Origin of the sequence: Streptomyces echinoruber (genome assembly GCF_014651135.1) — a bacterium.
GTDB lineage: Bacteria > Actinomycetota > Actinomycetes > Streptomycetales > Streptomycetaceae > Streptomyces > Streptomyces echinoruber.
This window is the reverse complement of sequence record NZ_BMWH01000053.1, coordinates 1-13067: the sequence shown is the minus strand read 5'-3', so window position 1 is coordinate 13067 and position 13067 is coordinate 1. Positions and strand designations below refer to the sequence as shown.

Here is a 13067-nt window from a genome sequence, read left to right as displayed (position 1 = left end):
GATGCCGTCCTCACGGGACAGCCGCTCACCGGAGCGGACCTTCTCCTCCAGCTCGCGCTTGAGCCCAGCGTCCATCGCCGGGAACCTCCTCGGTCAGTGCCCGGGGGGCACACGTAGTGGGTGGGAGCACGCGGCAGGGCACGTGACTCGTCCGCGGCCCGCGCCGGGCGGGGCCGCCCGCCCGGCCAGGGACGGGGCGGCCGGGCGGAGCCCCCGCCCGGCACGGCCTCGGCGGGCCGTCCGCTCCCGGACGGGACCCGGGCCCCGCGGGAACCGCGCCGCGGGGCCCGGGAGGCCGGCAGGCATCGGTGCCGCGCCCCGGACGGGGCGCTCCCATCCTCGCGGAGGGCAGTCTGGGGAAAACCCCACACCCGCACCGGGTTTCCTGGAACCGGGCCGGCAGCCCGCCCTGCCACCCCCCACGGCGAACCTGACGAACCGTCACGGCAGGGGCGGGCGCCGGCCGCCGCAGCGCCACCCCTCCCGCCCGGCATTCCGCTCGGCGGCCCTCCCGCCCGGAATCCCGCCCGGAATCCCGCCCGGAATCCCGCCCGGCAGCCCTCCGGCATCCCACCCGGCAGAAAGAGGCGACCGCATGACGCCACCGCTGACCCTGGCGCACTCCCCGTGCCCCAACGACACGTTCGTCTTCCACGCGTGGACGCACGGCCTGCTGCCCGGCGCACCCGAGGTGGAGGTGACCCTCGCCGACATCGACGTCACCAACGGCCTCGCCGAACGGGCCGGACTCGACGTGCTGAAGGTCTCCTACGGCGTCCTGCCGTACGTCCTCGGCGACTACGCGCTCCTGCCCAGCGGCGGAGCCGTCGGCCGCGGCTGCGGACCCCTCCTCCTGGGCCGGGAGCCGACCGGGCCCGCCGCCCTGGCCGGCGCCCGGATCGCCGTGCCCGCCACCCGCTCCACGGCCTACCTGCTGCTGCGGCTGTGGGCGGCCGACGCCGTGCCCGGCGGGTTCGGCGAGATCACCGTCATGCCGTTCCACGAGATCATGCCGGCCGTCCGCGACGGCGCGGTGGACGCCGGACTCGTCATCCACGAGGCCCGCTTCACCTACGGCCGCCACGCCCTGCACTGCCTGGCCGACCTGGGAGAGGAGTGGGAGAAGCGGACCGGCCTGCCCATCCCGCTCGGCGCCATCGTCGCCCGGCGCTCCCTGGGCGACACCCTCCTGCGCCGCCTCGCGGACACGCTGCGCGCCTCCGTCCGCGCCGCCCGCGAGCACCCCGCGGCCTCCCGCTCCTACGTCCTGGCCAACGCGCAGGAGATGACGCCCGACGTCGTCGACCGGCACATCGACCTGTACGTCAACTCCTTCACGGCGGACCTCGGCACCGAGGGACGGCAGGCGGTGCGCACCCTCCTGGACCGCAGCGCCGCCCAGGGCCTGCTGCCGGCGGTGCCGCCGGGCGCCCTGGAACTGCCCTGAGGAACTGCCCCGAGGACCGCCGCCAACGCTAGGAGATCTCTTAGACCTGCCCTGACCTGGCCCGCAGGTGTGGACCCCGCTCCCGATAATCGGCTCAGAGGCACGCGCCCCGCCCGCCCGGCGGGGCGCCGGAGGCCCGGGCCGGCCGCGCCTCCCCACCCGTCCGGTGCGGGACACCCCCACCCGTCCGGGCCACAGCCCGTGCGCGACCACCGGCGCGACCGTGTGCCCGCCGTCGAAGGGAAACCGACCCGTGAGCTCCGTGAGCGAGGACAGGCTCCGCGACTTCCTGACGCGCGTCACCCACGACCTGCAGCGCACCCGCACCCGCCTGCGCCAGGTCGAGGCGAGGGCCACGGAACCGGTCGCCGTCGTCTCCATGGGCTGCCGCTACCCCGGCGGGGTGCGCACCCCCGAGGACCTGTGGCGGCTCCTCGACACCGGCACCGACGCCGTCTCCGGCTTCCCCGAGGACCGCGGGTGGGACGTCGACGCCCTTTACCACCCCGACCCCGCCCACCCCGGCACCTGCTACACCCGCGAGGGCGGCTTCCTGCACGACGCCGCCGACTTCGACGCCGACTTCTTCGGCATGTCACCGCGCGAGGCCCTCGCCACCGACCCCCAGCAGCGCCTGCTCCTGGAGGTCGTCTGGGAGACCCTGGAACGGGCCGGCCTGCGCCCGGGGGACCTGCGGGGCAGCGACACCGGCGTGTTCGCCGGCGTCATGTACAACGACTACGGCTCCCGTTTCCCCGAGCCGCCCCCCGGCCTCGGCGGCCACCTCGGCAACGGCAGCGCCGCCAGCATCGCCTCCGGGCGGGTCTCCTACACCTTCGGCTTCGAGGGCCCGGCCGTCACCGTCGACACCGCCTGCTCCTCCTCCCTGGTCGCCGTCCACCTCGCCGTGCAGGCGCTGCGCTCCGGCGACTGCTCGCTCGCCCTGGCCGGCGGGGTCGCCGTCATGTCCACCCCGGTCACCTTCCTCGAGTTCAGCCGGCAGCGCGGCCTGTCCCCGGACGGCCGCTGCAAGTCCTTCGCCGAGGCCGCCGACGGCACCGGCTGGGGCGAGGGCGTCGGCGTGCTGCTGCTGGAGCGGCTCTCCGACGCCCGCCGCAACGGCCACCCGGTGCTGGCGGTGATCCGCGGCACGGCCGTCAACCAGGACGGCGCCAGCAGCGGCCTGACCGCGCCCAACGGGCCCGCCCAGCAGCGCGTCATCCGCGCCGCCCTGGCCGCGGCGGGCCTGTCCCCGGCCGACGTGGACGCCGTCGAGGCGCACGGCACGGGCACCGTCCTCGGCGACCCGATCGAGGCGCAGGCGCTGATCGCGACGTACGGGCAGGACCGGCCCGCGGACCGGCCGCTGTGGCTGGGCTCGGTGAAGTCGAACATCGGGCACACCCAGGCCGCCGCGGGCGTCGGCGGCGTCATCAAGATGGTGCAGGCGATGCGCCACAACCGGCTGCCGCGCACCCTGCACGTCGACGCCCCCTCCCGGCACGTCGACTGGAGCGAGGGCAACGTCCGGCTGCTGACCGAGCCCGTCGCCTGGCCCGGCACCGGGCGCCCGCGCCGCGCCGGCGTCTCCGCGTTCGGCGTGAGCGGCACCAACGCCCACGTCGTCCTCGAAGAGGCGCCCGCCCCGGAGGCACCCGGCGGGGAGCCGTCCCGAGGGAAGGTGTCCGGAGGAGAGGCGTCCGGAGGGAAGGTGTCCGGAGGAGAGGCGTCCGGAGGAGAGGTGTTCGGCGGGACGCCCGCCGGGACGCCCGCCGCGAGGCCGGAAGACGTCCGGCCGCCCGTCGTTCCGTGGCTGCTGTCCGCCCGCACCCCCGAAGCCCTGGCCGCGCAGGCCCGCAGCCTGCTCACCCACCTCGGCTCCCGCCCGGCGGACGACGACCACGCCGTCGCCCACACCCTCGCCACCCGGCGCACCCTCTTCGACCACCGCGCCGTCGTCCTCGGCGACAGCCACGACGCCCTCGTCGGCGGCCTGAAGGCCCTCGCCGCCGGCGAGACCGCCGCCCACGTCGTCGCGGACACCGCCCGCCGGGGCGGCAGGACCGCGTTCCTGTTCTCCGGGCAGGGGGCTCAACGGCTGGGTATGGGGCGGGAGTTGTATGACGCCTTCCCCGTCTTCGCCGAAGCGTTCGATGCGGTGGTGGCCGAGGTGGGGGAGGAGCTGCGAGAGGTCGTCTTCGGGGACGACGCCGAGCTGCTGGACGAGACGCGCTGGGCGCAGCCGGCTCTGTTCGCCGTCGAGGTCGCCCTGTTCCGGCTGATGGAGTCCTGGGGCGTGCGCCCGGATTACCTGGTGGGGCACTCGGTCGGGGAGCTGGCGGCGGCGCATGTGGCCGGGGTGCTGTCCCTGCCGGATGCCTGCCGTCTCGTCGTCGCCCGCGGCCGGCTGATGCAGCAACTCCCGCCCGGCGGCGCCATGGTGGCCGTCGAGGCCACCGAGGACGAGGCCGTGGCCCTGCTGGCCGGCCGGGAGAGCGAGGTGGCCGTCGCGGCCGTCAACGGCCCGCACGCCACCGTCGTCGCCGGCACGGCCGAGGCGGTCGACGCCGTGGCCCGGGAACTCGCCGCCATGGGCCGCCGCACCACCCGGCTGCGCGTCAGCCACGCCTTCCACTCCCCGCTGATGGAGCCGATGCTCGCGGAGTTCCGCCAGGTCGCCGCGGGCATCGCCTACGCCTCCCCGGCCATCCCGGTGGTCTCCAACGTCACCGGGCGCCTCGCCGGAGACGACGAACTGACCTCCCCCGACTACTGGGTGCGGCACGTGCGCGAGACGGTCCGGTTCGCCGACGGGGTGCGCCGGCTGGAGGAGCACGGCGTCACCCGCTTCATGGAACTCGGCCCCGACAGCACCCTGACCGCGCTGGCCCGCACCGGCCTCACTCGGCCCGACACCGACCCGCTGCTCGTGCCGGTGCTGCGCAAGGACCGGGAGGAACCCCTCGCCGCCCTCGGCGCCCTGGCCGCGCTGCACGCCCGCGGCGCCCACGTCGACTGGACGGCCGTCCTGCCCGGCGACGCGCCGCCGGCCGACCTGCCGACGTACGCCTTCCAGCGCCGCCGCTACTGGCTGGACTCCGCGCCCGGCGGGACCGCGGGCCGCACCGGGCACCCGCTGCTGACCGCGAGCATCGGCCTGGCCGCCTCCTCCTCACTCGTGTGCACCGGACGCCTCTCCCCGCGCACCCACCCCTGGCTCGCCGACCACACCGCCCACGGCCGCCCGCTGCTGCCGTCCGCGGTGTTCACCGAACTCGCCCTGCACGCCGGCCGGCTGGTCGGCGCCCACCACCTGGCCGAGCTGACCGTCGACGTCCCCCTGCCGCTGCCGGACGCGAGCGGCGTCGAGATCCAGACCGCGCTCGACACCACCGGCGAGGAGGGCCGCTGGACCGTCACCGTGCACGCCCGGCCCGTCGACCCGTCCGGCGCCGACCCCACCGAACACCCCTGGCGGCAGCACGCCCACGGCACCCTCACCCGCACCGCCCACCCCGAGTCCCCGGCCTCGCCCGATGCCGCCTGGCCGCCCGCCGGCGCCGCCCCCCTCGACGTCGACGAGCTGTACCGGATCCTCGACGAGCACGGCACCGTCCCCGGCGCGGACCTGCGTTCCCTGACCGCGGCCTGGCGCCTGGGCGACGACGTCCTCGCCGAGGCGACGCTCCCGGAACCGCAGCGCGTCGACGCCGCCCGGTACGCCCTCCACCCGGCACTCCTGGACGGCGCCCTCACCGCCCTCGCCGCGCTCGGACACCCCGCACCGCACCTGGTCACGTGGTCCGACGCCACCCTGCACGCCACCGGCGCCGAAACCGTCCGCATCCACCTGCGGCCGCACGCCGACGGCGGCACCGCCCTCACCCTCCTCGACGGCACCGGCGCCCCCGTCCTGACGGCCCGCGCCGTCACCGCGCGGCCGCTCGCGGAGGCCGACCTGCCCCTCGCCCCGGCCGTCGCCCTCAGCGACCTCTACACCGTCGCCTGGTCCCCCGCACCCGACGCCCCCCACCCCCGCCCCGACGGCATCGCCCTCCACCGCAGCCCTCAAGACCTCCTCGACGCCCTGCGGGACGCCACGGACCTCCCCGGCCTCGTCGCCGTACCGTGGACCACCCCCGGCACGTCCCGCACCGACCTGCCGCAGACCGTCCGCACCGCGACCGCCGACGCCCTCGCCCTCCTGCAGCGGTGGCTGACCGACGACCGCTGCGCCCGCTCCCGCCTGCTGTTCCTGACCCGCGGCGCGGTCGCCACCGCCGCCGACGAGACCGTCACCGACCTCCCGGCGGCGGCCGTCCGGGGCCTGGTGCGCTCCGCCCAGTCCGAGAACCCCGGCCGCTTCCTGCTGCTGGACACCGACACCGACGCGCTCACCGCCGCCGACCTCGCCGCCGTCGTCGACCCCGACCGCCCCGACGCCGCGCTGCGCCGCGGACGCCTCCTGGAACCCCGCCTGGTCCGCTCCACCCCCGCCCCGACGGCCTCGCCCTCCACCGCGGCCCGCTTCGATCCGGACCGCACCGTCCTCGTCACCGGCGGCACCGGCGCCGTCGGCCGGGCCGTCGTCCGCCACCTCGTGGCCGAGCACGGCGTCCGCCACCTCGTCCTGGCCGGACGGCGCGGCCCCGACGCGCCCGGCGTCGCCGAACTCGCCGCAGACCTCGCCGCGTCCGGCGTCGACCTGACCGTCACCGCCTGCGACGTCGGCGACCGCGCCGCTCTCGCCGCCCTCCTGGAAGCCCTCCCGGCCGAGCGGCCGCTGGGCGCGGTGGTGCACGCCGCCGGCGTCCTCGACGACGGCGTGATCACCTCCCTCACCCCCGACCGGCTGGCCGCCGTGCTGCGGCCCAAGGCCGACGCGGCCGTCCACCTCCACGAACTGACCCGCGACCGGAACCTGTCGGCCTTCGTGCTGTTCTCGTCCGCCGCCGCCACCTTCGGCGGCCCCGGCCAGGGCAACTACGCCGCCGCCAACGCCTTCCTCGACGCCTTCGCCGCACACGCCCGGACCGAGGGACAGCCCGCCGTCACCATCGCCTGGGGCCTGTGGGACCAGGACAGCGCCATGACCGGCCGCATCGGCACCGCCCGGCGCGGCCGCATCGGCCGCAGCGGCATCGGCGCCCTGCCCACCCCCGACGCCCTCGCCCTCCTCGACCGGTGCCTCACCGACATCACCGGCCCCACGCCCGTCCCGCTGCGCCTCGACACCACCGCCCTGCGCAGCAGCGACACCGAACTCCCCCCGCTCCTGCGGTCCCTGGCAGGCCGCCCCCTCCTCCGCCAGGCCGCCCCCGCAGACCCGGCCGCCACCCGGCCCGGCATCGGCGCCCTGACCGCCCTCCCGGCCGACCAGCGGGCCGACGCGGTGCGCGACCTGGTACGCCGCACGGTGGCGACCGTCCTCGGCCACGACACCGGCATCCCCCTGGACCTCGACCGCCCCTTCCGTGACCTGGGCCTCGACTCCCTCACCGCGCTGGAACTGCGCAACGCCCTGACCCGGGCCACCGGCCGCCCCCTGCCGGCCACCCTCGTCTTCGACCACCCGACCCCGGCGGCGGTCGCCCGGCTCCTCCTGGACGAACTGAACGGAGCCGGGCAGACGGCCACCCCGGCCACCGGCGGCCCGGCCACCGCGCCCGACCGCGCGCACGACCCCATCGCCGTCATCGGCATGGGCTGCCGCCTCCCCGGCGGCATCGAGGACCCCGACCAACTCTGGGACCTCCTCCTGCGCGGCGACGACGCCATCACCGACTTCCCCCGCGACCGCGGTTGGGACGTCGACCGCCTCTACGACCCGGCCCCCGACCCGGCGGCCCGCCGCGAAGGCACCTCGGCCACCCGCCGCGGCGGCTTCCTGGCCGACGTCGCGTCCTTCGACGCGGACTTCTTCGGCATCTCGCCGCGTGAGGCGCTGGCGATGGATCCGCAGCAGCGGCTGCTGCTGGAGACCTCCTGGGAGGCGGTGGAGCGGGCCGGCATCGACCCGCGCGCGCTGCGCGGGCGCCGGGTCGGCGTCTTCGCCGGCACCAACGGCCAGGACTACGCCCAACTCCTCACCACCGCCAAGGAGAACACCGAAGGCCACCTGGGCACTGGGAACGCGGCGAGCGTGGTCTCCGGGCGGGTGGCGTATGTGCTGGGGCTGGAGGGGCCGGCGGTGACGGTGGACACGGCGTGTTCGTCGTCGCTGGTCGCCCTGCACCTGGCGGTGCAGTCCCTGCGCGCGGGGGAGTGCGAGCTGGCTTTGGTCGGAGGCGCCACCGTCATGTCGACACCGGCCGCCTTTGTGGAGTTCTCCCGGCAGGGGGGTCTGGCCGGGGACGGGCGGTGCAAGGCGTTCGCGGACGCCGCGGACGGCACCGGCTGGGGCGAGGGCGTCGGGGTGCTGGTGGTGGAGCGGCTGTCGGACGCCCGGCGCCGCGGGCACCGGGTGCTGGCGGTGGTGCGGGGTTCGGCGGTCAACCAGGACGGTGCGTCCAACGGGCTGACGGCGCCGAACGGGCCGGCGCAGCAGCGGGTGATCCGGGCGGCGCTGGCCGATGCCGGGCTGAGCGCGGCGGACGTCGACGCGGTGGAGGCGCACGGCACGGGCACCCGGCTGGGGGATCCGATCGAGGCGCAGGCGCTGCTGGCCACCTACGGGCAGGATCGGCCGGAAGACCGGCCGGTGTGGCTGGGGTCGGTGAAGTCCAACCTGGGGCACACGCAGGCGGCTGCGGGGGTGGCGGGGGTGCTGAAGATGGTGCTGGCGCTGCGGCACGGGGTGCTGCCGGCCACGCTGCACGTGGACGCGCCCACCTCGCACGTGGACTGGGACGCCGGGGCGGTGCGGCTGCTGACCGAGGCCCGGGCGTGGCCGCAGACCGGCGACCGGCCCCGGAGAGCCGCCGTCTCAGCCTTCGGATTCAGCGGCACGAACGCGCACGTCGTCCTGGAAGCGGCGTCCGCGGAGACAGCCGTGACCGAGATCGAGCGTCCTCCGGTGCCGGTGCCGGTGCCGGTCGTGCCATGGGTCCTCGCCGGGCGGGGACCGGATGCGCTGCGCGCCCAGGCGGCACGACTGAGGGAGCACCTGCGGGCACGGCCCGAGTACGACGCCGTCGACGTGGCTGCGGCGCTGGCGACGACGCGTTCCGCGTTCGAGGACCGGGCGGTGGTGCGCGGTGCGGACCGTGACGAGCTGCTGGCCGGACTGGCTGCCTTGGCGGCCGGTGAGACTGCCTCCAACGTGACCCGGGGTGTTGCCTGCGAGGGGAAGACCGCGTTCCTGTTCTCCGGGCAGGGCTCCCAACGCCTCGGCATGGGGCGGCAGTTGTATGACGCCTTCCCCGCCTTCGCGGAGGCTTTCGATGCAGTGGTGGCCGAGGTGGGAGAGGAACTGCGGCAGGTCGTCTTCGGCAAGGACGCCGAGCGGCTGGACGAGACGCGCTGGGCGCAGCCGGCCCTGTTCGCCGTCGAGGTCGCCCTGTTCCGGCTGGTGGAGTCCTGGGGGGTGCGGCCGGACTACCTGGTGGGGCACTCGGTCGGGGAGCTGGCCGCCGCCCATGTGGCCGGGGTGCTGTCGCTGGCCGACGCCTGCCGGCTCGTCGTCGCCCGCGGGGAGCTGATGCAGCAACTCCCGCCCGGCGGGGCCATGGTGGCCATCGAGGCCGCCGAGGAGGAGGTGCGGCCGCTGCTCAAGGGCCGGGAGGCCGAGGTGGCGGTGGCGGCGGTCAACGGGCCGCGTGCGGTGGTCGTTTCCGGCGTGGAGGCGGCCGTCACGGCGGTGGCCGGGGAGCTGGCGGCGCAGGGCCGTCGTACCACCCGGCTGCGGGTCAGCCACGCCTTCCACTCGCCGCTGATGGAGCCGATACTCGCGGAGTTCCGGGAGATCGCGGCGAGCATCACCTACGCCTCCCCGGTGATCCCGGTGGTCTCCAACGTCACCGGGCGCCTCGCCGGAGACGACGAGTTGGCCTCCCCCGAGTACTGGGTGCGGCATGTGCGCGAGGCGGTGCGGTTCGCCGACGGCGTGGCCTGGCTGGCCGATCAGGGGGTGACCCGGTTCGTCGAGCTCGGCCCGGACGGCACCCTCACCGCCCTCGCCCAAGCCGCCCTCCCCGAGGCCGCCGACGTCCTCCTCACCCCCACCCTCCGCAAGGACCGCGACGAGACCGACACCGTCATGGCCGCGCTGGCCGGAGTCTTCGTGACCGGAGGACGGGTGGATTGGCCCGAGTTGCTGCGGGGCGCCGATGCGGCGGCCGTCGAGCTGCCGACGTACGCCTTCCAGCGGGACTGGCTGTGGCCGGAACAGCGGTTGGCGCAGGCCGGTGACGGTGGCGGTGCCGACGCCGCGTTCTGGGAGCTCGTCGAGCGTGAGAGCGCCCATGATCTGGCGGTCGCGCTGGGGGTGGACGAGGCCGTGCTGGACGGTGTCGTACCGGCGCTGTCGGCATGGCACCGGGGGCAGGTCGAGCGGGCGGCGGTCGACGCCTGGCGCTACCGGGTCGGCTGGGAGCCGGTCCAGGACGTGCCCCCGGCGGTGCTGGACGGACGGTGGCTGCTGCTGCACCCGGCCGCCGCCGGAACGGATCTGCCCGGCATCGAGGAGTACGTGCCCGGCGTGGAGCGACTGGCGTACGCGCCGGACGCCGGCCGAGGAGGGTTCGCGCGGCTCCTCGCCGACGCGGCGGCCGAGGACGCGGTGGCCGGTGTCCTGGCGGTGCCGGACGGGCCGGGGGCGGCGCTCGCGCTGGCACAGGCGCTGGGGGACGGCGGGGTCACCGCTCCGGCCTGGTGGGTGACCCGGGGCGCGGTGGCCGTGGGACACGCGGCCGACGGCCCCGTGGAGCCGGAACAGGCCGCCGTGTGGGGCCTGGGCCGGGTGGTGGCACTGGAGCACCCCGACCGGTTGGGCGGCCTCGTCGACCTGCCCCGGCGCACCGACCGCCGGGCCCTGGGCCGGCTCGTCGCGCTGGTCGCCTCCGGTACGGAGGACCAGGTCGCGGTGCGCGGTGAGCAGGTCTTCGCCCGCCGCCTGCTGCCCGCTCCCGCCCCGTCGTCGCGTCGCACGTCCGGTTGGCACCCGCCCACCCGCGCCCTGGTGACCGGCGGAACGGGCGCGCTGGGCGCCCGGGTGGCCCGGTGGCTGGCCGGGCACGGGGTGCCGGAGCTGGTCCTGGCCGGCCGGCGCGGCGCGGACGCGCCCGGCGCCGCCGAACTCGTCGCCGAACTGGAGACCCTCGGCACGCGCGTCGTGGTCGAGGTCTGCGACATGGCCGACGGCGCCGCGGTCGCCGCCCTGCTGGAGCGGCACGCCGTGGACGGAGTGTTCCACTGCGCGGGTCTGCCCGACGCACGGGCGCTGGACGACGTGGACGCCGGCCACTTCGCGGCCGTGTGGGGCGCCAAGGCCGACGGCGCCGCGCATCTGGACGCCGCGTTGGGCGAACGGCCGCTGGCGGCGTTCGTGGTGTTCTCCTCCATCGCGGGTGTCTGGGGCAGCGGCGGCCAGGCCGCCTACGCGGCCGCCAACGCCTACCTGGACGGGCTCGTGGCGGCCCGCCGGGCACGCGGACTGGCGGGGACCGCGATCGCCTGGGGACCGTGGGACGGCGGCGGCATGGTGACGGACGCCGGCGCCGCCGAGGTGGCCCGGCGCGGCCTGCGGGTGATGGACCCGCAGCGGGCGCTGACGGCCCTCGAACGGGCCCTGGAATGCGCGGACACGTCCGTGGTGGTCGCGGATGTGGACTGGGAGCGGTTCGTGCCGACGTTCACCGCCCGGCGCCCCAGCCCCCTGCTGTCCGCCCTGGCCGACGGCCCCGCCGACCGCGGTACCGGCGGCGGCCGGCCGCACGCACCGACCGGCACGCCGGATACACCGGGTGCGCCGGGTGCGCCGCTCGTCCGGCGCCTGTCCGGCCTGACCGGGCGGGAACGCCGCCGCGTCCTGCGCGAGACGGTCCGCGACCGGGCCACCGAGGTCCTCGGCCGCTCGGCCGGCCGCGCCGTCGACGTCGACCGCGCGTTCCGCGACCTGGGGTTCGACTCGCTCACCGCGGTGGAACTCCGCAACCGTCTCAACGCCGACACCGGGCTGCGCCTGCCGCCCACCCTCGTCTTCGACCACCCGACCCCGCGGCACCTGGCCGACCACCTCCACGCCGAACTGTTCCCGGAGACGGCCACCCCGGCGGACGGCGCCCGCACCGACGGCCCGGCGGCCGCGGACCCGGACGAGACCGCCGTACGCGACCGCCTCGCCCGGATCCCGCTGTCCCGGCTGCAGGAAAGCGGCCTGCTGGCAGCCCTGTTGGCGCTCACCGAGCCCGAGGGAGCGGCCGGGACGGCCACCGCGCCCGGCGGGGGAGCCCCGGACACCGGCCAGGACGCCCAGAACACTCCGGACGCCCCGAGCACCCCGGACATCCGGGACATGGACGTCGACGACCTCGTGCAGCTGGCCCTGGGCGACACCTCCGACTGATCCGCCCGCCCGGCCGCCTCCCACCCCTGGCGAAGCCCTGAGTACACACAGTGGAGCTGAGTATGGCCACCTCCGAGGAGCGCGTCGTCGCGGCCCTGCGCGCATCGCTGCTCGAGAACGAGCGCCTGCGCAGGCAGAACGAGCGGCTGGCGCGCGCGGCGACCGAGCCCGTCGCCATCGTGGGCATGGCGTGCCGCTACCCGGGCGATGTCAACTCCCCGGAGGACATGTGGCGGTTGCTCGTCGACGGCGTCGACGCCATGACCGACTTCCCCGCCGACCGCGGCTGGGAGTCGTACGGCGACTCGGCGCGCCCGGCGGCCGGCCGGGGCGGATTCGTCCTGCCCGCCGCCGAGTTCGACGCCGCGTTCTTCGGCATCTCGCCCCGCGAGGCCCTCGCCATGGACCCCCAGCAGCGCCTCACGCTGGAGACGTCCTGGGAGGCCCTGGAACGCGCCGGCATCCCCGCGGCCGACGTGCGCGGCAGCCGCACCGGCGTCTTCATCGGGTGCAGCAACCAGAACTACGGCGCCACCAGCGGCCGCGACCTGCCCGAGGGCGTCGAGGGCCACCTCCTCACCGGGAACGCGGCGAGCGTCGTCTCCGGGCGGGTGGCGTATGTGCTGGGGCTGGAGGGGCCGGCGGTGACGGTGGACACGGCCTGTTCGTCGTCGCTGGTCGCCCTGCACCTCGCGGTGCAGTCCCTGCGCGCCGGCGAGTGCGACCTGGCCCTCGCGGGCGGCGTGACCATCATGTCCACCCCCGATGTCTTCGTGGAGTTCTCCCGGCAGGGGGGCCTGGCGGAGGACGGGCGGTGCAAGGCGTTCGCGGAGGGCGCGGACGGCACCGGCTGGGGCGAGGGGGTGGGCGTGCTGGTGGTGGAGCGGCTGTCGGACGCCCGGCGTAACGGGCACCGGGTGCTGGCCGTCATCCGCGGTTCGGCGGTCAACCAGGACGGCGCGTCCAACGGGCTGACGGCGCCCAACGGGCCGGCGCAGCAGCGGGTGATCCGGGCGGCGCTGGCCGATGCCGGGCTTGCCCCGGCGGGCGTCGACGCGGTGGAGGCGCACGGCACCGGCACGCGGCTGGGGGATCCGATCGAGGCGCAGGCGCTGC

Annotated in this window: 3 protein-coding genes; all 3 read left to right on the top strand. The window is 76.5% G+C overall.

The genetic code is table 11. The annotated features are described in order from the left end of the window. The first annotated feature begins 595 nt into the window (after positions 1 to 595). Positions 596 to 1447 (top strand): menaquinone biosynthesis family protein, encoded by an 852-nt coding sequence (locus tag IE225_RS31855; protein ID WP_190061148.1) that lies wholly within the window; start codon positions 596 to 598, stop codon positions 1445 to 1447. 262 nt (positions 1448 to 1709) lie between these two features. Continuing rightward, entirely contained in the window at positions 1710 to 11951 is a 10242-nt protein-coding gene (locus IE225_RS31850) for a type I polyketide synthase (protein WP_190061149.1), read from the top strand. 62 nt (positions 11952 to 12013) lie between these two features. Next, positions 12014 to 13067: beta-ketoacyl synthase N-terminal-like domain-containing protein (locus tag IE225_RS31845; protein WP_229880197.1), on the top strand; the 1054-nt coding region annotated here is incomplete at its 3' end.

What these genes read in the sequence shown, in the direction of transcription:
- IE225_RS31855 (WP_190061148.1), top strand. Translation starts at nt 596, where the DNA reads ATGACGCCACCGCTGACCCTGGCGCACTCCCCGTGCCCCAACGACACG.